Genomic DNA, 21,467 nt, shown 5'->3' with positions numbered 1-21,467 from the left:
TCCGAGAACGAAGAGCACCAAGGCCGCCACGGCCACTCAAGACAACCGCAATCTCCAGCGCACGCGGAACACCGCCAAGGGCGCCAGGAACATGCCCTGCATGCCGAAGCAGGGCATTCCGCCCAGCACGCGGAGCACTTGGAGCACCAGCATCCGGCGGATCACCAGGATCACGCCGGGCACGAAGACCATTCGGCACACGCCAGCCAGGGCGGACACGGCGGACATGGTGGACATGGTGGCCACGGCGATCACGCCGCCGTATTCCGCAAGATGTTCTGGATCAGCCTGGTGCTCTCCATTCCCGTGGTCTACTTCAGCCCGATGTTCGCCGACCTGCTCGGCTACCAGATTCCCCAATTTCCCGGGGTCCAGTGGATTGCCCCGATCCTGGGCACCGTCATCTACTTCTACGGCGGCTGGCCCTTCCTCTCCGGCGGTGTTTCTGAACTGAAGTCCCGCCAGCCGGGAATGATGCTGCTGATTGCCATGGCCATCACCGTGGCCCTGGTCGCCTCCTGGGCCACGAGCCTGGGCATTGGCGGGCTGATGCTGGACTTCTGGTGGGAGCTGGCGCTGCTGGTGGTCATCATGCTCTTGGGACACTGGATGGAGATGCGCGCGCTGGGCGCGGCCTCCGGCGCGTTGGACGCGCTGGCCGAATTGCTGCCCGATGAGGCGGAGAAGGTGACCGAGAACGGCACCGAAACCGTGACCCTGGACCAGTTGCAGGCTGGCGATACCGTCCTGGTCCGCTCCGGCGCCCGCGTTCCGGCCGACGGACGGATTGTGGATGGCGGCGCGGAGTTCGACGAGTCGATGATCACCGGCGAGTCCAAGACCGTCTACCGCGACGCCGGGCAGAACGTGGTGGCCGGAACGGTGGCCACGGACAACTCGGTGCGCGTTGAGGTGCAGGCCACCGGCGAGGACACCGCGCTGGCCGGAATCCAGCGCCTGGTCTCCGAGGCCCAGCAGTCCTCCTCCCGCGCCCAGGCGCTGGCCGACCGGGCGGCCGCCTGGCTGTTCTGGTTTGCCCTGGGCGCCGGCATCCTGACCTTCATCATCTGGATGCTCATCGGCCAACCCGATGACGCGGTGGTGCGCACCGTGACGGTGCTGGTCATTGCCTGCCCGCACGCGCTGGGCCTGGCCATTCCGCTGGTGATTGCCATCTCCACCGAACGCGCCGCGCGCTCCGGGGTGCTGGTGAAGAACCGCATCGCACTGGAGCGCATGCGCAACATTGACGTGGTGCTCTTTGACAAGACCGGCACCCTGACCGAGGGCGCCCACGCGGTGACCAGCATCGCGGCGGTTTCCCCGGTTTCCGAGGGCGAGCTGCTTTCCGTGGCCGCCGCGGCGGAAGCCGACAGTGAGCACCCGGTGGCCCGCGCCATCGTCGCGGCCGCCAAGCAGCACCCGCAGGCCTCGGCCCACCAGCTGCACGGCAGTGACTTCTCCTCGCAGACCGGCCGGGGCGTGCGCGCCACGGTGGACGGCGCAGAGGTGCGCGTGGGCGGACCGAACCTGCTGCGCGAGCTGGGCGTGGAATCCCCGGCGGAAATTGCCCAGGAGATCAGCACCTGGACGCAGCGCGGCGCCAGCATCCTGCACGTGCTGCGCGAGGGAAAGGTGATTGGGGCATTGGCCCTGGAGGATCAGGTGCGCGAGGCCTCCCGCGACGCGGTGGCGGCCCTGCACCAGCGCGGGGTCCAGGTGGCCATGATCACCGGGGACGCCCAGCAGGTGGCGGACGCGGTCGCGGCCGAACTGCAGATCGATGAGGTGTTTGCCAACGTGTTGCCGGAGGACAAGGACAGCAAGGTGGTTGAGCTGCAGCGCCGCGGCAAGTCGGTGGCGATGGTCGGTGACGGGGTGAACGACGCCCCGGCCCTGGCCCGCGCCGAGGTGGGCATCGCCATTGGCGCCGGCACCGACGTGGCCATGGAATCGGCCGGGGTGGTGCTGGCCGGCAACGACCCGCGCGCCGTGGTCTCGATGATTGAGCTCTCCCGCGCCAGCTACCGCAAGATGCTGCAGAACCTGGCCTGGGCGACCGGCTACAACGTGTTGGCGGTGCCGCTGGCCGCCGGCGTGTTGGCCCCGATTGGCTTCGTGCTCTCCCCCGCGGTGGGTGCGGTGCTGATGTCGCTGTCCACCATTGTGGTGGCGCTGAACGCCCAGCTGCTGCGCCGCGTGGAGCTGGACCCGCAGAAGCTGGCCGGTTCGGCAGGCCGGGCCCCGCAGCGGGAGCCGGCCACGGCCGGGCAGCGCTAGCAGCCTCGCCCCCACCGGCTTCAAGCGCCCCGGCGGCAACCCGGGCAGGGAGCCGGTCCCCCGCGATTCGAGGCGCAAGCGGCGGTGGCCGGTGTCCTGCGCCAGACCCCGGCCACTGCCGCCTGGTCCCCGGTTGCCGTCCCCGTGACCGGCAACACGCGGAGGGCTGCCCAACGCCCGAGCGCCCCGCCGGCCTCGCGCCGCCCGCTGGCTACACTGGCAGGGTGAGTGATCAAGCAGAACCCGCCAATCCCCCCGCCGCCTCCTCCCCGCCCCCGCGTCGCGGGCGTCCCCGGGATGCCGCGCGCGATCAGCAGATCCTCACGTGCGCCCAGCAGGTGCTGGCCGAGCAGGGGTTTGCCCAATTCACCATGGATGAGGTGGCCGCGCGCATCGGCGCCTCGAAGGCCACCGTGTACCGCCGCTGGTCCTCGCGCACCGAGCTGCTGGCCGCGGCGATCAGCTCCCTGGAATGGAACACCGCGGCCCCGGACACCGGGTCGCTGCGCGAGGACCTGATCCAGCTCACCGCCATCTGGTTCGCCCAGGATCCGATGCGCGATGCGATCTTCGTGAACCTGTTGGCGGCCCTGCCCAGCGACGAGCAGCTGCACGAGCTGTACATGGCCAATATCGCCACCCCGCGGGCGCACCTGGTGCAGACCGTGGTGGAGCAGGCACGGGCCCGCGGGGAGCTGAGCGCGCAGTCCAGCACCCAGTCCACGCGGGGCATCCTGCCGGCCATGGTCTTCCACCGCCTGGTGGTCGAACGCCGCCCGGTGGACCGCGCCTATGTGGAAAGCGTGGTGGACGAGGTGATCCTGCCGGCGATGCATCACCAGAAGTAGCCCCGCCGCCTGGCTGCCGGCGGTGCCGGAGCTCACCCCGCCACCGCATTGCCATTAACGAAACTGCTCAGTATCGTTAATGGCAATGCGGTGCCCGCTGCTGTGCGCCGCCCCGTATCCACACCCCTTGGCAGGGAACAGATGGCAGGCAATGACTAAAAAACTTCTGGAGAACCGCGAGACCACTCGCACCGGCGGCTTCAAGCTCGTCTTCGCCGGACTCATCCTGGCCGTGCTGCTCAACGCACTGGACCAGACGATCGTGGCCACCGCGCTGCCGACCATGGTCGGTGAACTGCATGGATTCGACCAGCTGGCCTGGGTGATCACCGCCTACGTGCTGGCCTCCACCATTGGGCTGCCGATCTACGGCAAGCTCGGCGACCAGTTCGGGCGCAAGCCGGTGTTCGTCTTCGCGATCGCGGTCTTCCTGGCCGGCTCGGTGCTCAGCGGGATGGCCGGATCCATGCCGCTGCTGATCGCCTTCCGCGCCCTGCAGGGCCTGGGCGGCGGCGGGCTGATGATCGGCGCGCAGGGCATCATCGCGGACCTGGTCCCGCCGCGGGACCGCGGCAAGTACATGGGCCTGCTGGGGGCCGCGTTCGCGGTCGCCTCGATCAGCGGGCCGCTGCTGGGTGGAATCATCACCGAGGCGTGGGGCTGGCGCTGGATCTTCTACATCAACCTGCCGTTGGGCGCGATCGCGTTGGGCTTCATCCTCAAGTACCTGCACGTGCCCGGCACCCCGCGGCGCACCGGAACCCTGGACTACGCCGGCATGGTGCTGCTGAGCATCGCCTCGGTGCTGGTGGTCCTGCTGACCAGCTTCGGCGGCGAGCAGGGCTGGGGCTCCGCGCTGGTGCTGGGGTTGGGCGCGGGCCTGGCGCTGACGATCATCGCCTTCGTGCTGGTGGAGCGCCGCGCCGCGGCCCCGGTGATGCCCGGCAGCCTGTTCCGCAACGGGCAGGTGCTGCTGGCCACCACCATCGGCGTGCTGGTGGGCGTGGTCATGTTCGCCACGATTTCCTACCTGCCCACCTACTTCCAGCTGGTCAACGGCGCCAGCGCGGTGATGTCCGGGCTGATGCTGATCCCCATGACCCTGGGCAACGTGGTCGGTTCGATGGGCAGCGGCTGGCTGGTCTCCCGCACCGGACGCTACAAGGTCTTCCTGGTCTCCGGGCCGGTGCTGATGCTGGGCGGGCTCGCGTTCCTGGGCACCATGGGCGTGGACACCGGCTACCTGTTCGCCGCCACCGGCATGCTGCTGGTGGGCTTCGGAATCGGGGTGATGATGCAGAACCTGGTGGTGATTGTCCAGGCGCAGGTGCCGCATCAGCAGCTGGGGGTGGCCACCAGTGCGACCAACTACTTCCGCATGATTGGCGCCTCGACCGGCATCGCCGTATTCGGTTCGGTGTTCGTCTCCACCTTCACCGGCAACCTGAACGCCTCCGGGGTGCAGCTGGATGCCGCCGGCGGCGGAGTGGGTTCACTGACCCCCGAGCTGATCGCAGGGCTGCCGCAGCGCAGCCAGGAGCTGGTGGCCCAGGCGGTGGCCGGATCCATGCCGCAGATCTTCCTGATCGGGATGTTCCTGGCCGGGGCCGCGCTGCTGCTCTCCATGCTGATCCGCGAATCCCCGCTGGCCACCCGGTAGCGGAGGATCCGTCAGCGCACACAGAAGGCCGCGGGTATCGCGCAGGGTGGTGGGCACGCCCAGCTCGTCCAGGCGGTGCACGAACTTGGAGGTGATGTCCGGTTCGGAGCGGGTCCAGATGGATCCGGGCACCGGGTTCAGCGGGATCGGGTTCACATGCACCCAACCGCGGCCGCGGGCGTTGAGCTTCTTGGCCAGCAGCTCGGCACGCCACTCGTGGTCGTTCATGTCCTTGATTAGCGCGTATTCAATGGAGACCCGCCGTCCGGTCTTCACGTAGTAGTCGTGCGCGGCGTCCAGCGCCTCGTCGACCTTCCAACGCGAGTTCACCGGGATCAGCTCGTCACGCAGCTCGTCGTCCGGGGCGTGCAGGGACAGGGCGAAGGTGACCGGGATGTTTTCATCGGCGAGCTTGCGGATCGCCGGGACCAGCCCGACGGTGGAAACGGTGATGCCGCGTGCGCTCATGCCCAGGCCCTCCGGCGCGTCGGCCACCATGCGGTGCACCGCGTTCATGACGCGCTTGTAGTTGGCCAGCGGCTCACCCATGCCCATGAACACGATGTTGCCCACCCGTTCGTCCGGGTGCTTCTGGCCGCCCAGCCCGCCTTCGGCGATGACGCGGTTGGCCTGGACAATCTGGTCCAGGATTTCCGCGGTGGACATGTTGCGGGTCAGCCCCGCCTGGCCGGTGGCGCAGAACGGGCAGTTCATGCCGCAACCGCACTGCGAGGAGATGCACAGGGTGATGCGGTTCGGGTAGCGCATCAGCACGGACTCAACCAGCGAACCGTCAAACAAACGCCACAGGAACTTGATGGTCTTCCCGTCATCGGTGGTCAGCCGCTTCACCTCGGTGAGCAGGGTCGGGAACATCGCCTCGGCCAGTTCCTCGCGCCCGTTCTTGGGCAGGTCGCTCATCTTGGCCGGGTCGGTGGTGTAGTGCTGGAAGTAGTGCACCGAAAGCTGCTTGGCGCGGAACGCCGGCAGCCCCAGTTCCTTCAGCTTCTCCTGGCGTTCGGCCAGGGTGAGGTCCGCCAGGTGGGTCGGCGGCTGGGAGACGCGGCGCTTGGCGGCGAACTGCAGCTGCGGGCGGCCATCGGCGCCCATCTCCTGCTTCCAGCCTTCGGGGGTGGGCACCACCTGGGTGCGGCCCTCGGCCTTGGCGCGGGACTGCGAGATGCGCAGCTGCTGGGCGCGCTGGGCCGCGGCCTGCTCCTGGCGCAGGGCCTTGCGTTCAGCCGCGGAAAGTGTGGAAGAGTCGATAGAAGTCATCGTTTCCATTGTTTCATGTCTTGCCTGGCAATGGGCGGTGAGTTGCCGCACGCCGGCGGCGGGCGCTCAGCGCCCGGGTGTCCCGGTGCCCTGCGCCCAGCGCATGGTGAAGGTGCGGGCCACCGCGGTGCGGAAGCGGTCGTTGGCGGCCAGCACCGTAAAGAGCCGGTCCCGGACCGGGACCAGGGCGGCGGGCAGCGGACGGCCAAGCAGCATGTTCAGGTGGGCCTGGTATCCGGCCCGACGGGCGGCGCGCAGCCTCATGCTGCTGAAGTGGTTTAGCTGCTGCGTCGTGGCGCCGGTGGTCAGCAGCCGGGCCAGCTGCTGCGCGTCCCCCAGCCCCAGGGTCATGCCCTGCCCGCCGATCGGGCTGACTTCATGGGCGGCGTCCCCGATCAGCACGGTGCGGCCGTGCACCATGCCGGGAACCCGCCGGTTGGCGGTGCAAAAGGTGCTGCGCATGGTGCAGGTGTGTTCCTCCAGCCGCCAGCCGGTGCGCTCGTGGACAATCCGGGGCAGGTCCCACGGCCCCTCCAGGGCGGCGTGGCGGCCCACGTGCGCCACCCAGCGGCGGCGGCGCTGGGGCAGCGGGAACGATTCGATGATGCCATGCGGATGCAGGAAGAGGGCGGCGGTGGGCCCATAGCCGGTGGTGTCCGGGTAATCGCCCATGGTGTAGGTGTCCGGCAGTGCCCTGCCGGACACCTGTAGGTTCAGGGCACGGCGCACCGCAGAATTGGTGCCGTCCGCGCCGATCAGCCAGCGGGACCGCAGCTGCTGCGCGGCGCCCGGCGCACCGGGCGCGTTCTCCTGGCGTACCGTGATGCTCAGGTCTCCCTGGCCGACCTGACTATGCCCCAGGTAGCCGGTCCCCTCCTGCAGGGCGTGCCGGTCCAGTTCGTGCAGGCGCTGGCGCAGCAGGGTGACCGTCTGGTTTTGCGGCAGCGACAGGACGTAGCGGTGCGCTCCGCCGATGACCGAGAAATCCAGGGCCCCGATGACCCGGTTGCGGGACAGCCCGGCCCCATCACGGATTTTCACGCCCTGGTGGCGGGCGGCCTCCCCGACCCCCAGCCGGTCCAGCACGGCCAGCCCCGGTGGGTGGATGCCGATCGCCCGGGAGTGCTCTCCCACCCCGCGGCGCTCATCGAGCACCCGCACCCGCCATCCGGCCTCGGTGAGCAGGATGGCGGCGGCCAGGCCGGTGGGCCCGGCCCCCACGATCAGCGCATCAAGCTTCATGGGGCGCTTCGGGCTGGTAGACGGCCAGGTTCCTGAACGGCGCGGCCGTCTCGGCGCGCCAGCCCGCAGGCAGCTGCCGCGCCAGTTCCACATGGCTGAAGCTGCGGCGGATCGAGGCGAGCCCGTCCCGGCGGATGAAGGAGCTGCCGGCCAGCGGCAGGGTGCCGGCACCGAACAGGGCCAGGGCCAGCCGGCTGCGGCGGATGTCGGCGTGCAGGGCCAAGTGCCTGGCCAGGCTGGCCGAGTCCTGCCACAGGCCCTGCAGCTGCTGGCCATCCAGGTGGTGCAGCAGGTGGTTGGAAACCACCACGTCAAAACGGCCCGGTTCAGCCAGCAGTTCATGGCTGTAGGCCTGGCGGAATTCCAGGGAGCCCGCGGGCAGATCCCGGTGCCCGGCATGCTGCGCCGCGTAGCGGTAGGCCCGTTCATCCGCGTCAATGCCCAGCACCCGGATCTGCAGCCCGTCGGCGTGGGCCCAGCGGGCCAGGGCGGTGGTGATGTCCCCGCCGCCGCACCCGATGTCCAGGATGCTCGCCGGCCCGCTGACCGGAAGAAGTGGGCGGATCCGCTGCAGGTAGAGGGAGCGCCACCCGGAGACCACCCGGTTCACCAGCCAGAATTGCCGGTAGGTGCGCTCCAGCAGCTGGGGGTCGCAGTCGGGAAGGTCCATTTGTTCCACGGCGTCGGGTTGGCGTCTCATTCCACCTCGATTTCCCGCTCGGGCAGCAGGGTCATCAACGCGCTTTCCACGGTCAGCCCCGGGCCGAAGGCCATGGAGCACAGCTTCTCCCCCGCGGGATCCGCCTGGGACAGGTGCCGGTCCATGATGTCCTTTAGGACGAACAGCACGGTGGAACTGGACATGTTCCCGTAATCACGCAGCACGTCGCGCGCCGGGGCCAGTTGCCGGTCATCCAGACCCAGCCGTTTTTGGACCTTGTCCAGGATGGAGCGTCCACCGGGATGGATGGCCCAGTGTTCAATGTCGGTGGCCGCGGAGTCGATCTGCGGGTCGTGGGCCAGCAGCGGGGCCAGCGCCCCGGTGATGTGCTCGTCGATGATGTGCGGGACATAGGTGCCCAACACCATTTCGAAACCCTCATCGCCGATGTTCCAGGCCATGGATTCCTCCCCCACCGGGGTCAGCACGGTTTCAAAGGCATCCAGCCGCAGCCCCGGGGCGCCGGTGTCCCGGCCGGTGATCAGCGCGGCCGCGGCGCCGTCCGCGAAGAGCGCCGAACCCATGATGGTGTCCGGGTCGTTGGAGGAATGCACGTGCAACGTGCACAGTTCCGCGCACACCACCAGCGCCACCGCGTCCGGGTTCGCCTTGCAGTAGTCGGCCGCCGCCCGCAGGCCCGGGAAGGCCGCGTAGCAGCCCATGAACCCCAGGTGGTAGCGGCGGGTGGCCGGGTTCAATCCGAGCGCCCGCACAATCTGGTAGTCCGGGCCCGGGTTGTAGAAGCCGGTGCAGGACACGGTGATCAGGTCCGTGACCTGGGAGGGATCCACGTCAGGGCAGGCTTCCAAGGCCTTGCGCGCCGCCTCAATGTACAGCGCCGGCGCCTTGGCGGCGTACACCTCGTTGCGGGTGCGGGTGCTGGGGCGGCGCAGCTCATTGGTTTGCCCGTCGTAGAACACCGCTTCACCCTCCACCGGCTTATCCCGGTCAAACTCCTCCACCACGGTGTAGCGGGTGTCAATGGCCGCGGAGTCAAAGGAGGTGGAGATCAGCCGCTGTCCCAGCCGGGTCAGCCCGGGCTGGGCGGCAAAGACGTCACGAACCTCGGGCTGGTGCAGGACAGTGGACGGCACGGCCGTCTGAATGGTTCTAAGCATGACCGACATGGGCCGAGCCTATGCGGTGGCTTCGGGGCGGTAAAGGACGTTCAGCAATTCCCAGTGGATCCGAACCTTCACCCCACACACCTTGCAGCGCCGGGCCCCTGCCTCGCCCTGTTGCCGTTGCCGTTGCCGTTGCCGTTGCCGACGGTTCCCGTGCTGTCCACCCCCCCCAGGGCGTCGACCTCGGCAGCTTGGCCACCGCAGCTGACCTTGCCGGTTGGGCGCATCTCGGCCCGCCTCGGGCACCGGCTGTCAACCGGGCTCTCACCGGCCCGCGTCCGCTGCCTCTTCCTCGGCCTGCAGCTTCTGCATGGTCACCTCCAGCAGCGCCGCCGTGGTGCGGATGAACGCACTGATCCAGCCGAACAGCACGGCCACCGCCGCCAGTTCAAAGCCGGTGAGGTTGAAGTAGTCCCAACGGGCCCAGAGCATCATGGACAGCACCAGCCCGCCCAGGGCGGCCAGGGAAAGCAGGTGGAAGATCGCCGGAAAGCCGGGGAACAGGAAGACGGAGCCGGCCAACAGCACCACCAGGGCGGCGCTGGCCGCCCACACCCCGCTGGCGTGCAGGTCCCCGAGGGTGTTCACCGGCACCACGGCGGCGAGCATCACCCCGCCGGCCACGATCAGCAGGCACCAGCGCACCACCTTCGGCCGGGGCCGGAAGACCCGTGAGAGCCGCTGCCCGCGCACCCGGGCCCGCCGGTCATAGGCCTGGGCCAGCCGGCTGAGGTCCCGCAGCAGGAATTCGCTGAAGGTCGCCAGCACCAGGCCGGTGACGAACAAGGTGGTGTTAAACGCCCAGAAGGAGCGCACCCCACTGTCGAAGGTGCCCAGGGTGGAGAACATGGTTTTCCACCAGATCGGGTTTTCGGCCACCAACATGCTGAGCATGACCCCGGAGACCATGAACCCGCCCAGCACCACCGACAGCGTGTGCGAGCTGGTGCGGGCGGTGGCCTCCAGGGAGATGTAGGCGCTCAGCCCCGTCCCGAGCCCCACCATGACACTGCCGGCGAACATGTCCACGGTCAGCCCGAAGAAGGAACGCTGGATCAGGTAGAAGAAGACGTTCAGGGCCATCACGGCAATCGCGGCGTGCACCAGCAGCAGGGCGAACATGGCGTTCAGCTCCCGCCAGCGCGGCAGTTCGCACAGCCAGCGCTCCCGCTGCACCAGCAGGTGCCGGAACCCCCAGACGCTGCTGCCGGCCGCGGCAATGCCCCCGGAAATGGCGCCCAACGCCCCCACGGACAGCCCGCCGTAGAGGGTGGGCCGACCACCGGCGAAGAGCAGCAGGCCCACGGCCGTGCCCAGCAGCGAGCAAATCAGTCCGGCCCAGAGTGCCTGGCGCTCAATGTCCAGTTCAACGGCAGGCGAATGGCGGGTATCCGAAGGGCTGAGGGTAGACACCCCTCTATTGTGGCTTTTTGCCGCCGCGTTTTCATTTTTGGGTCCAACCCGGGCCGCCACGGTTAGCGCCCGGGCCCCTCCCGGCCCGCCTCGGTGCCCTGCCCGCCGGGGAATGCGGGCAAAACACGGTGGCGGCATTGACATGGCGCGGATCACACTGTTGGCTAGAAGAGTAAATGACCCTTAACTGAAAAGCGGGTCGCTTCTTACCTCCACCCGATGGGAAGTGACTGATGAGCACACCAACTCCGGACACCGCACCGAGCATGAGAGCCCTGGTCGATGAGCTGCGCGAAAAACTGGCGCGCAGCGCCCTGGGCGGCAGTGAAAAGTCCCGGGCACGCCACGTGTCCCGCGGCAAGCTGCTGCCGCGCGAACGGATCAGCCGGCTGCTGGATGAAGGCTCGGATTTCCTGGAGGTCGCCCCGCTGGCGGCCCACGGGCTCTACGACGATGCGAGTCCCGGCGCCGGGATGATCACCGGCATTGGCCAGGTCGCCGGGCGCGCGGTGATGGTGGTGTGCAATGACGCCACGGTCAAGGGCGGAACCTACTTCCCGATGACCGTGAAGAAGCACCTGCGGGCCCAGCAGATTGCCCTGGAGCACCGCCTGCCGTGCATCTACCTGGTGGATTCGGGCGGGGCCTTCCTGCCCATGCAGGATGAGGTGTTCCCGGACCGCGAGCACTTCGGGCGGATCTTCTACAATCAGGCCCAACTCTCCTCGCGCGGCATCCCCCAGCTCTCCGCGGTGCTCGGCTCCTGCACCGCCGGCGGGGCCTACGTGCCGGCGATGAGCGATGAAACCGTGATCGTGCGCGAGCAGGGCACCATATTCCTGGGCGGCCCGCCCCTGGTGAAGGCCGCCATCGGCGAGGAAGTCAGCGCGGAGGAGCTGGGCGGCGGCCAACTGCACGCCGAGGTCTCCGGGGTGGTGGACCACCTGGCCGAGAACGATGAACACGCCCTGTCGATGATCCGCGACATGGTGCGCACCCTGCCCGAACCGACGCCGGTGCCCGAACGCGACTGGAACGAACCGGCCAAGGACCCGGCCGGGCTGCTGGAGGCGGTCCCGGTGGACGTGAACGCCTCCTACGACGTGCACGAGGTCATCGAACGCATCGTGGACGGCGGGTCGGTCAGTGAATTCAAGCCGGAGTACGGCATCACGATGGTGACCGCGTTCGCCACCATCTACGGGATGAAGGTCGGAATCCTGGCCAACAACGGGGTGCTGTTCTCCGAATCGGCGATGAAGGGCGCGCACTTCATCGAGCTGTGCGACCAGCGCGGCATCCCGCTGGTGTTCCTGCAGAACATTTCCGGGTTCATGGTCGGGCGGGACGCGGAGGCCGGGGGCATCGCCAAGCACGGGGCGAAGCTGGTCACCGCGGTGGCCACCTGCCGGGTTGCGAAGTACACGATCATCATCGGCGGCTCCTTCGGGGCCGGGAACTACGCCATGTGCGGGCGGGCCTACTCCCCCCGCTTCCTGTGGATGTGGCCCAACGCCCGGATCTCGGTGATGGGCGGGTCCCAGGCCGCCGGGGTGCTGACCACCATCCGCGCCGAGGCCCGCGCCGCGGCCGGGGACCCGATGAGCCAGGCCGAACAGGATGACTACGCGGCCCCGGTGCTGGCCGACTACGACCGGATGGGCAGCCCCTACTACTCCACCGCCCGGTTGTGGGATGACGGGGTGATCGACCCGGTGGACACCCGCCGGGTGCTGGGCATGGCCCTGTCCCTGTCCGACGGTGAACAGCTGCCGGACACCAACTTCGGAATCTTCAGGATGTAGCCGTGGACCTGTTTGACAAAGTTCTTGTGGCGAACCGCGGTGAGATCGCCGTTCGCGTGATTCGTACCCTCAAGGCCCTGGGCATCCACGCGGTCGCCGTCTACTCGGCCGCGGACGCCGCCGCCCGGCACGTGCAGGAGGCCGACAGCGCGCTCTACCTGGGCCCGGCCCCGGCCACCGACAGCTACCTTGACATCGACAAGGTGGTGCAGGCCGCCCGGGACAGCGGGGCGGCGGCCGTGCACCCCGGCTACGGGTTCCTCTCCGAAAACCCGGTGTTCGCCCGGGCCCTGCAGGCCGCGGGCATCACCCTGATTGGCCCGCAGGTCTCCGCGCTGGAGGCCATGGCGGACAAGATCAAGGCCAAGGAGCTGGTGGCCAGCCGCGGCGTGCCGCTGGCCGCCGGGTTTTCCGCCGCCGGGCTGGATGATGAGCAGATCACCGCCCGCGCCATTGAGGTGGGCTTCCCGTTGCTGATCAAGCCCTCCGCCGGCGGCGGGGGCAAGGGCATGGTCCAGGTCCACCGGGCCGAGCAGCTGTCCGGGGCGCTGGCCGCGGCCCGCCGGGTGGCGGCCACCGCGTTCGGGGATGACACGCTGCTGCTGGAGCGGCTAATCGAAACCCCACGCCACATCGAGGTGCAGGTGCTCGGGGACACGCACGGGAACATCGTGCACCTGGGTGAACGCGAATGCTCACTGCAGCGGCGCCACCAGAAGGTCATCGAAGAGGCCCCCTCCGCGCTGCTCGGCGACCTGCCCAACGGTGAGGCGCTGCGCGCCGAACTGGGGGCCGCAGCAGTCCAGGCGGCCCGGGCGGTGGACTACGTGGGGGCCGGCACCGTGGAGTTCCTGGTCTCCGCCCAGCGCCCGGAGGAGTTCTTCTTCATGGAAATGAACACCCGCCTGCAGGTGGAGCACCCGGTCACCGAACAGGTGGTGCGGGTTCGGGGGCGCCAACTGGACCTGGTGGAACAGCAGGTGCGCATCGCCGCCGGGGCGCCGCTGGACTTCGGACAGGAGGCGGTCAGCCTGCACGGGCACTCCATTGAGGCGAGGCTGTACGCCGAACGCCCGGAACACGACTTCGTGCCCTCCACCGGCACCATCACCGGGTACCGGGAACCCGCCGGCGCCGGGCTGCGCCTGGATTCGATGCTGGCCCCCGGGGCCACCGTCTCCGCGCATTACGACCCGATGCTGGCCAAGCTGATCGCCACCGGCAGCGACCGCGCCGCCGCCCTGCAGCGCCTGCGCATGGCGCTGGATGAACTGCTGGTCACCGGGGTGCACACCAACACCGAATTCCTGGCCGCCCTGCTCGATGACCAGCAGGTGCGCGCCGGGCAGCTGGACACCGAGCTGATCGCCCGCTTCCTTGACCGCTGGCAGCCGGCCGTCCCGGATTTCGCCGACTACGCCCAGGCGGCGGCCGTCTGGCTGGCGGCCCAGCCGGTGGGCCGCGGCCCCTGGTCGAGCACCGGGTTCAGCAGCACCGGGCCGCTCAGCCGCACCCTGCTCCTTGAGCACGACGAGCACTCATGCCAACTGCAGGTGACGGCCACGCCCGGCGGCTGGCAGCTGCGCCACGAGGACCAGCGGTGCGAGGTCAGCACCGGTGCGGGCCCGGTGCTGGTGGACGGCCGGGCGCTGCGCGCCCAGCTGGACCCCCAGGGCACCGCGTGGGTGCAGCGCGGGGCGGCAACGTTCGCGCTGCGCCGGGTGGACCGCGCCGAGCAGCTCTCCCGCTCCCTGGCCCTGCTGCAGCGTGCCGCCTCACCACTGGATGCCCAGCTGCTCTCCCCCATGCCCGGGGCGGTGTGCGTGCTCAACGTGCAGGACGGCCAGCAGGTGCAGGCCGGAGACGTGCTGTTGGCGGTGGAGGCCATGAAGATGGAACACGAGATCACCGCCCCGGCGGACGGAACCGTGAAGCTGCTGGTGGGCCTGGGTGACCAGCTCACGGCCCGGCAGCCGGTGGCGCAGATGCACTACGCCGAGGCGGCCGAGGAAGGATGAGCAGCATGGGCCCGGCATGGCTTTTCTGTCCCGCAGACCGTCCCGAACGCTACGGCAAGGCGGCCGAACGCGCCGACGTGGTGATCCTGGACCTGGAGGACGCGGTCGCGCAGGACGCAAAACACCAGGCCCGGCAGTGGGTGGGCGAATCCGCACTGGATCCGGCGCGCACCCTGGTGCGGGTCAATGCCGCCGACTCCCCGCACTTCGCCGAGGACCTGGCCATGGTGCGCACCAGCGGCTACACCAAGGTGATGCTGCCCAAGGCCGAGGACCCGCGGGTGCTCACCGAGCTGGAGGGGCTAAGGGTGTACGCGCTGATTGAGACCGCGCGCGGGGTCTTGGCGGCCGAGGCCCTGGCCGCCCATCCGGCGGTCCACGGGCTGATGTGGGGCGCCGAGGACCTGGTCGCCTCCCTGGGCGGGACCTCCTCCCGGCGCGCCGACGGCGCCTACCGGCAGGTTGCCGTGCACGCCCGCGCTCGCGTCCTGCTGGCGGCCCGCGCCTGGGACAAGCAGGCGCTGGACTCGGTCTACCTGGACATCCCGGACCTGGCCGGGCTCGCGGCCGAGGCGGAGGACGCGCAGGCCAGCGGGTTCACCGCCAAGGTGCTGATCCACCCCTCCCATGTGCCGGTGGTGCGCGAGGCGTTCGCCGGCACGCAGCGGCGGCAGTGGGCGCAGCGGGTGCTGCAGGCCGCGCAGAACGAGCGTGGGGTCTTCAGCTTTGAGGGCCAGATGGTCGACGAGCCGGTGCTGCGCCAGGCGCGGCAGATCCTGGAACGGGATTAGCCCAGCATCTCGCGCACGCCGCTGGCCAGCAGGGTCAGCGCCCCGGCGAACGCGATGATCACCACGAAGGCGCGGCTGACCTTGTGCGGGATTTTTGGGGCCAGCCAGTTGCCCAGCAGGATGCCGCACACCATGGCGATGGCGCAGCCCACCCACTGGCTCCAGTGCAGCTGCGGCATCCCGCCCTTGGCGATCAGCGAGGCAATGGAGAGCACAAAGAAGTACAGCTGCACCGAGATCGCGAACTTCGCCTGCGGCCAGCGGCTGGCCACCGCGTAGGCGGCAATCGCCGGACCGGAGACCGCCGCGGTGACCGACATGAACCCGGACACCGCCCCGGCCCCAATGGCCAGTCCCTTGCTGTCGGCGGATTTCAGGTTCCGCAGCAGGAAGCTGGATCCCAGGGCCAGCATCACCATCAAGGCGATGGCGATGGAAAGTTTTGGTCCGCCCAGCTGGCTGGCGACCCAGGCGCCGGGGACGGTCATGATCACCGCCGGGACCAGCAGCAGCATGACCTTGCGGTATTCCACCTCCCGGAACACCTGGGCCAGGATCAAGAAGCTGCTGCAGGTGCCCAGGAAGTTCACCAGCATGACCCCCTCGAAGGGGCCGAGCACCATCACGATGAAGGGTGAGGAGACCAGGGCGAAACCCATCCCGCTCACCCGCTGGGTCGAGGCGCCCACGAAGGTGGCGGCGCTGAGTGCGAGAATTGCACCAATTGTCACCGTACCCACCGAGCGCGCCCTCCCAAAAGACATTGTCCGGGACTGAAACCAGCCCCGGACAACGCTACCTCATTGACCGCCAGGGCGACCGGGCCTAGTTCCCCGGCCCCGGTTCGGCCGGCGCACACTGGGCAACCGTGGTGTAGAAGCGGGGGCGGCGGTGCCGCGCCCGGATCAGGAACAGCGCCCCGGCAGCCAGGATCCCGGCCCCGACCAGGAACACCAGCCCAAACCCGCCCAGCTGCGTTCCCGAGCCGTAGGCCGGGTCCAGGGAGTCGATCACGGTCTGGAAGAACACCGCCGCCAGCGCGATCCCGCCCAGCAGCGGGGCGAGCCCGCGCAGCATCAGGTTGCGCACCGACCCGCGCAGGGTGCGGCGGAAGTACCAGACGCAGGCGAACGCGGTGATCCCGTAGTAGAAGCAGATCATCATGCCCAACGCCAGGATGGTGTCATTCAAGACGTTCAGGGAAACAAAACGCATCAGCGCGTAGAACCCGGTGGAGAGCACCGCGGCGATCACCGTGGCAAACGCGGGAGTGCCAAAACGCGGGTGCACCCGGGTGAAGGCCTGCGGCAGCGCCCCATAGTGCCCCATGGCCAGCAGCGAGCGGGCCGGGGAAATCATGGTGGACTGCAGGGAGGCGGCACAGCTGGACAGGGTGGCCAGCGACAACAGGATCGCGGCCGGCCCCATCACCGGGGAGGCGAGCACCGCGAAGATGTTCCCGGCATGTTCCGGGTTTGCCAGCCCCAGCCCCGACGTACCGATGCCGGCGAACACCGTGGCCGCCACCGCGCTGAGCAGATACAGGCCCAACACCACCACCGCGGTGATCCCGGCGGCCAGGCCGCTGGTGCGTTCCCCGGCCTTGGTTTCCTCATTCATCGTCAGGCACACATCCCAGCCCCAGAAGGCGAAGATGGACAGGCTCAGCCCCACCGCCAGTGCGGAGAACGAGTCGATGCCCATCGGGTTGAACCACTCCATGCTCACGTGGGCGGCCGGGGCGGAGGTGGACATGGCGGCGAGAATGAACCAGCCCAGCACCACCAGCTGGAAGCCCACCAGCAGGTACTGCACGATGCCCGAGGCATGCAACCCGCGCACCGACACCCAGGTTGCGGCGAGCATGAACACCAGGCAGGTGGCCACGTTGACCCAGGGGTTCGCGGCCAGGTCCGCCAGTTCCGGGCGGGAAGTCAGCTGGGCCAGGAACAGGTAGAAGAAGTCCACCGCCACCCCGGCCAGGTTGGAAAGCACAATGATGTTCGCCGCCAGCAGCCCCCAGCCGCCCAGCCATCCGGCCCTCGGGCCGAACGCCTTCCACACCCAGGTGAAGGTGGTGCCGTTATCGGGCAGCGCCCGGTTCAGTTCCCGGTACCCCAGGGCCACCAGGAACATGGGGATGAAGCCGACCAGGAAGATGGCCGGAAGGTGGGTGCCCACCACATCGGCTGTGGGGCCGAGCGTACTGGTGATGACGTAGGCCGGGGCGATGGTGGAGACCCCGATGACAGTGGCGGTGGCCAGGCCAATCTGGCCACCGCGCAGGCCCTTGCCCTGGGGGCGCTGCTCGCGCACCGGCGCGGCCGGCCCCGTGGTTCTGGTCAGGGTGCTCATTGTTCCCCACCGCCTGCTTCCGGGCTGCCGGCTGCGGCACGGCGCGCCGGCAGCTGTTGGGTGATGCAGTGGATGCCGCCGCCGCGGGCGAACAGCTCGCGGGCGTCCACGCCCACGACCTCACGGCCCGGATAGGCCCGGCGCAGGATGCCCAGCGCCAGGTCGTCATTCGGATCATCAAAGGTGCAGGCAATGACCCCGTCGTTGGTGACCAGGTGGTTGAGGTAGGAGTAGTCCACCCACCCTTGCGCATCCCGCAGGGCCCGCGGCGCGGGGACCGGGATGAGCTTCAGCTTCCGCCCGGCCGCGTCCGTGGACTCAGCCAGGACCTGGCGGATCTCCTCGGAGATGACGTGGTCCGGATGCGCCGGATCGCGCTGGTCATGGTAGAGCACCACCCCGGGCTCGGGGAAGCAGGCGGTGATGTCCACATGCCCGCGGGTGCCGAATTCCTGGTTGTCCCGCGTCAATCCCCGCTCAAGCCAGATCACCGTGGAGGTCCCCAGCTGGCGGGCGAACTCCGCCTCGATCTGCTCCGCGCTCAGTCCCGGGTTGCGTCCCGGGTCCAGTTGGACGCTGCGGGTGGCCAGGATGGTGCCCTCACCGTCCACGTGGATGCCGCCGCCCTCATTGGTGATTGCGGAGCGGATGCGCCGCGCGCCGGCGAGCGCGGCGACCTCTGCCGCAATCCTTGAGTCCTTGCCCCAGGTGGCCCACGACTGGGCGCCCCAGCCGTTGAAGTTCCAGTCAATGGCCACCCGGTTTCCCTGCGCGTCGGCAACGAAGGTCGGGCCGATGTCGCGCATCCACGCGTCATCCAGGGGGCGTAGTTCATAGTGCACGTCCTGCCCCAGGTGCCGCCGGGCATCGGTTTCGGCCGCGGGATCCACGATCATGGTCACCGGAGTGAATCGGGAAACGGCGCGGGCCACGTTGGCCCAGGCGGTGCGGGCCGCCTCGGCCTGCTGGCGCGTATCGCCCAGGGTGTAGCCGCCACTGGGGAACGCCATGAAGATCCGTTCATGCGGTGCGGTTTCCGGCGGCATGCTCAGGACGGGTTGCTGGGTCCGGTCGGTGGCCGGGCTGGCGGTGCTCTGCCTACGCATTGGTCTTCACCTGCTCTCCCAGGGGTGAATCGGTCTTCGGGTCGGTGAGGGCCTGGTAGGTTTCCGGGCGGCGGGTGCGCAGGAAGGGGAACAGGCTCAGCCAGTCGCGGCGGGCATCCAGGTCCAGCGTGGCCACCAGCACCGCGGACTCATCGCGCGGTGCCCGGGCCAGGATGCGTCCGTAGGGGTCGGAGATGAAGGAGGACCCGTAGAAGTTCAGCCCGCTCTCGGTGCCCCAGCGGTTGGGGACGACCATGAACAGGCCGTTGGCGATGCCGTTGCCGATGATCGTCTGGCGCCACAACGGTTCGGTGTCGAAGTCCGGGTGGTCCGGTTCGGAGCCAATGGCGGTGGGATAGGCCAGCAGGTCGGCGCCGGCCAGCGAATAGATGCGCGGTGGTTCGCTGAACCATTCATCCCAGCAGGTGGGCAGGCCCATCCGCAGCCCGGGGATGCCCGAGAGCTCGTGCACCGGGTAGGGGTCTTCGTTGGGGCCTTCCCGGAAGTAGGTGTGCTCGTAGTAGCCGGCCGTGCGCGGGATGTGCAGCTTGTTGGTGGCCGCCACCAGTTCACCGTCCGGGCAGATGATGATGGCCGTATTCAGTCCCAGGCCGTCGGCCGCCTCGGCCTTGCGGAACAGTGAGATATGCACATACAGGCCGTGCCTTGCGGCCTGTTCGGCGGCGAAGCGGTAGGTGGGGCCGGTCAGCAGGTCTTCGGCCTGGGCGTCGGCCTGCCCGGGCTGCGGCTTCTGGAACGCCGGATAGCGGCTGAGGGTCAGTTCGGGAAGGAAGACAATGCGCGCACCGTGGGCAGCCGCCTTTTCAATGCCTTCGGCCAGTTCGGCGCGGGTCACCGCCTCATCCTCATGCCAGCGGTGCTGGACGGCGGCCACCGTCACGGTGCCGCGCTGCGGTGCGGCGGCACGTGCCGGGGATGCTGGAGGGGTCAGTGCCAATATTTCCTTCATGGGATCCACGTCCTTGAAAATCCGATAACGAATGCGATTCGTTTTCCAGCATAGGGTGAGCCAGACCACAAGAGCAAGAGTTTTAACGAATTAAATTCGTTTAGTTCTGATAGGCTCAGCTCATCGCCCTCAGATAGGTAGGTAGACACCCATGGCCCGCCCCTCAACCCCCAAGCTCAGCAGCGAACTCATTGCCGCCGCCGCGCTGAAGCTGGTGGACAAGAACGGGGAATTCACCATTCCGCAACTGGCCAAGGCGCTGTCGGTGTCCGCTTCCTCGCTCTACAACCACGTCGGCGGCAAAGATGAAATCATCGAGCTGATGCGCGGTCAGGCCATGTCCCGGGTCCAGCTGCCCGAAGCGCCTGGCGGCCACTGGCGGGAAACCCTGCGTTTGATCGCGGTGTCCTACTTCGAGTCCTACTCCCGGCACCCGCGGCTAATTCCCCTGTTCACCAGCCACACCGTGCGGGACCGCACCACGCTGCGCGTCTATGACGCCCTGGCCCAAACCCTGGCCGGTGCCGGCTTCGACCCGGCGGCACGGTTGACGGCGATCACCATCATTGATTCCTTCGTCCTGGGCTCGGCGCTGGATGCGGCCGCCCCCGATGAGGTCTGGGCGGCCGATGTCGATTCCTCAGCGTCATTCACCGAAGCCCTCGAAGAGGGGCTGGGGTCCGCCGAACGCGCCGAGCAGACCTTCGGGCAGGGCCTGGACATCATCCTGGCGGGGCTCGAAGCCCGGGTTTCCGCGCGGGGGTAGCGGGCCCCTGCTCCGCGCCGGGTTCAGATCAGCTGGTGGCCGGACGCTGCGGCGCGGAGGCGAAGAGGTTCAGTCCCAGCGCGCGGGAGAGGTGGCCGATGGCCAGCTGGGAGCGCACCGAGTTGCCAGCATTGTCCAACAGCGGCGAGAACGCGCCGATCGCGCCCTTGCCCGGGGCCATGGCCACAATGCCGCCGGATACCCCGGACTTGGCGGGGATGCCGATTTCAAAGAGCCATTCACCGGACTTCTCGTAGAGGCCATTGGTGGCCACCACGGCCAACACGTCCCGGCATACGTCCGCGGAGATTACCCGCTCCCCGGTGACCGGGTTGACCCCGCCGTCGGCGAGCGTGGAGCCCATGATCGCCAGATCGTGGGCAGTGACCTTCAGTGCGCACTGGCGGGTGTAGATGTCCACAATTTCCAGCGGTTCGCCCTCCAGCTGCCCGTGGGCCTTTAGGAGCCGGCCCAGCGCCTTGTTGCGCTCGTTGCTGCGGGATTCGGAGCGGTAGACCTCGCCGTCCATCTTCAGGTGGCGTCCGGCGAAGGCGGAGAGGCATTCGCGGATGTTCTCCCACTTCTCGGCCGCGGTCTGCCCCGGAACCAGTGCCGCGGTGGCCAGCGCCCCGGCATTGACCATGGGGTTCATGGGATGCCCCTCGTTCAGTTCAATGGCCATCACCGAGTTGAAGGACATGCCGGTGTTGTTCACCCCGATGTAGTCGCGCACCGCGTCATGGCCCAGCTCCTGCAGGACCAGCGCGTAGACGAACATCTTGGAGATCGACTGGATGGAAAACTCGTAGTTCACGTCCCCGGCGCACAGCACGTTGCCGCCGACGTTGGACAGGGCCACCGCAAACAGGGAGGGGTCCACTTCACCGAGGATGGGAATGTAGTAGGCCAGCATGCCTTCGTCGATGTCGGCGTAGCGGGCGTGCACATCCTGCAGCAGCTCCTCGATGCGAGCCTTTTCCGGCAGGGAGCCGGTGGAGACTTGCTGTTTGACATCACTGTAGTCATTTGGAATCACTGACGCCCCCTGTCCCTTGCCGTACATGGTCCGCTCCTGCCTCTACAGGCTATACCG

Annotated in this window: 16 protein-coding genes and 1 pseudogene; 7 read left to right on the top strand and 10 right to left on the bottom strand. The window is 68.5% G+C overall.

Annotated features, from left to right (window positions below; all coding sequences use genetic code 11):
- Nucleotides 1-138 precede the first annotated feature (138 nt).
- The 3 genes and pseudogenes from FDN03_RS07540 to FDN03_RS07530 all read left to right on the top strand — a co-directional run.
- Entirely contained in the window at nt 139-2,280 is a 2,142-nt protein-coding gene (locus tag FDN03_RS07540) for a heavy metal translocating P-type ATPase (RefSeq protein ID WP_249354460.1), read from the top strand.
- Between the two features lie 224 nt (nt 2,281-2,504).
- Nucleotides 2,505-3,128 carry a TetR/AcrR family transcriptional regulator gene (locus FDN03_RS07535; RefSeq protein WP_138175614.1) on the top strand — a complete coding sequence of 208 codons (624 nt, stop codon included), beginning with the start codon at nt 2,505-2,507 and terminating at the stop codon, nt 3,126-3,128.
- A gap of 79 nt (nt 3,129-3,207) precedes the next feature.
- Nucleotides 3,208-4,563, top strand: a pseudogene (locus tag FDN03_RS07530) (DHA2 family efflux MFS transporter permease subunit); the annotation flags it as partial.
- Nucleotides 4,564-4,620: 57 nt separating this feature from the next.
- On the opposite strand, the gene rlmN reads toward FDN03_RS07530, so the two are convergent.
- From rlmN to FDN03_RS07505, 5 genes are all read right to left on the bottom strand, one after another.
- Complete coding sequence (gene rlmN, locus FDN03_RS07525; protein WP_249354418.1) at nt 4,621-6,063, bottom strand: 23S rRNA (adenine(2503)-C(2))-methyltransferase RlmN; 1,443 nt, start codon at nt 6,061-6,063, stop codon at nt 4,621-4,623.
- 66 nt (nt 6,064-6,129) lie between these two features.
- Nucleotides 6,130-7,305, bottom strand: a complete 1,176-nt coding sequence (locus FDN03_RS07520) for an NAD(P)/FAD-dependent oxidoreductase (RefSeq protein WP_171021169.1) — start codon at nt 7,303-7,305, stop codon at nt 6,130-6,132.
- Nucleotides 7,295-8,005: a methyltransferase domain-containing protein gene (locus tag FDN03_RS07515; protein WP_138175608.1), complete on the bottom strand. Its 711-nt coding sequence runs from the start codon at nt 8,003-8,005 to the stop codon at nt 7,295-7,297. Before FDN03_RS07515 ends, FDN03_RS07520 begins: the two co-directional genes overlap by 11 nt.
- Complete coding sequence (locus FDN03_RS07510) at nt 8,002-9,153, bottom strand: type III polyketide synthase (RefSeq protein ID WP_138175606.1); 1,152 nt, start codon at nt 9,151-9,153, stop codon at nt 8,002-8,004. Before FDN03_RS07510 ends, FDN03_RS07515 begins: the two co-directional genes overlap by 4 nt.
- A gap of 261 nt (nt 9,154-9,414) precedes the next feature.
- On the bottom strand, nt 9,415-10,563 hold the full coding sequence (locus FDN03_RS07505; protein ID WP_138175604.1) for a hypothetical protein: 1,149 nt from the start codon (nt 10,561-10,563) through the stop codon (nt 9,415-9,417).
- A 233-nt stretch (nt 10,564-10,796) separates the two neighbouring features.
- Between FDN03_RS07505 and FDN03_RS07500 the strand changes: the two genes are divergently transcribed.
- The 3 genes from FDN03_RS07500 to FDN03_RS07490 are packed head-to-tail and all read left to right on the top strand — an operon-like array spanning nt 10,797 to nt 15,177.
- Nucleotides 10,797-12,368, top strand: a complete 1,572-nt coding sequence (locus FDN03_RS07500) for a carboxyl transferase domain-containing protein (protein ID WP_138175602.1) — start codon at nt 10,797-10,799, stop codon at nt 12,366-12,368.
- A gap of 2 nt (nt 12,369-12,370) precedes the next feature.
- The gene (locus FDN03_RS07495) at nt 12,371-14,386 is read left to right on the top strand and encodes a biotin carboxylase N-terminal domain-containing protein (protein ID WP_138175600.1); all 2,016 of its coding nucleotides are present in this window, start codon (nt 12,371-12,373) and stop codon (nt 14,384-14,386) included.
- Nucleotides 14,383-15,177: a CoA ester lyase gene (locus FDN03_RS07490; protein WP_138175598.1), complete on the top strand. Its 795-nt coding sequence runs from the start codon at nt 14,383-14,385 to the stop codon at nt 15,175-15,177. The genes FDN03_RS07495 and FDN03_RS07490 overlap by 4 nt, the downstream gene beginning before the upstream one ends.
- Here FDN03_RS07490 and FDN03_RS07485 read toward each other — a convergent pair.
- The 4 genes from FDN03_RS07485 to FDN03_RS07470 form a co-directional block, all read right to left on the bottom strand.
- Nucleotides 15,174-15,908 carry a sulfite exporter TauE/SafE family protein gene (locus FDN03_RS07485; RefSeq protein ID WP_171021168.1) on the bottom strand — a complete coding sequence of 245 codons (735 nt, stop codon included), beginning with the start codon at nt 15,906-15,908 and terminating at the stop codon, nt 15,174-15,176. The two genes, FDN03_RS07490 and FDN03_RS07485, sit on opposite strands and share 4 nt — an antisense overlap.
- 94 nt (nt 15,909-16,002) lie before the next feature.
- A complete protein-coding gene (locus FDN03_RS07480) occupies nt 16,003-17,532 on the bottom strand; it encodes an APC family permease (RefSeq protein ID WP_138175594.1) in 1,530 nt (509 codons plus the stop codon).
- Nucleotides 17,529-18,638 (bottom strand): agmatine deiminase family protein, encoded by a 1,110-nt coding sequence (locus FDN03_RS07475; protein ID WP_249354416.1) that lies wholly within the window; start codon nt 18,636-18,638, stop codon nt 17,529-17,531. The genes FDN03_RS07480 and FDN03_RS07475 overlap by 4 nt, the downstream gene beginning before the upstream one ends.
- Nucleotides 18,631-19,608 carry a nitrilase-related carbon-nitrogen hydrolase gene (locus tag FDN03_RS07470; RefSeq protein WP_138175592.1) on the bottom strand — a complete coding sequence of 326 codons (978 nt, stop codon included), beginning with the start codon at nt 19,606-19,608 and terminating at the stop codon, nt 18,631-18,633. The genes FDN03_RS07475 and FDN03_RS07470 overlap by 8 nt, the downstream gene beginning before the upstream one ends.
- Nucleotides 19,609-19,759: 151 nt before the next feature.
- On the opposite strand from FDN03_RS07470, the gene FDN03_RS07465 reads away from it, so the two are divergent.
- Entirely contained in the window at nt 19,760-20,374 is a 615-nt protein-coding gene (locus FDN03_RS07465) for a TetR/AcrR family transcriptional regulator C-terminal domain-containing protein (RefSeq protein ID WP_212743878.1), read from the top strand.
- Nucleotides 20,375-20,402: 28 nt separating this feature from the next.
- Here the strand turns inward: FDN03_RS07465 and glsA are convergent, their stop codons facing one another.
- Complete coding sequence (gene glsA / locus FDN03_RS07460; RefSeq protein WP_171021167.1) at nt 20,403-21,437, bottom strand: glutaminase A; 1,035 nt, start codon at nt 21,435-21,437, stop codon at nt 20,403-20,405.
- Nucleotides 21,438-21,467 lie beyond the last annotated feature (30 nt).

Source organism: Glutamicibacter sp. V16R2B1 (assembly GCF_005774635.1).
In the GTDB taxonomy this organism is placed as follows: domain Bacteria; phylum Actinomycetota; class Actinomycetes; order Actinomycetales; family Micrococcaceae; genus Glutamicibacter; species Glutamicibacter creatinolyticus.
The sequence above is the reverse complement of the archived record's forward strand: the minus strand, read 5'-3'. Positions and strand labels throughout refer to the sequence as shown.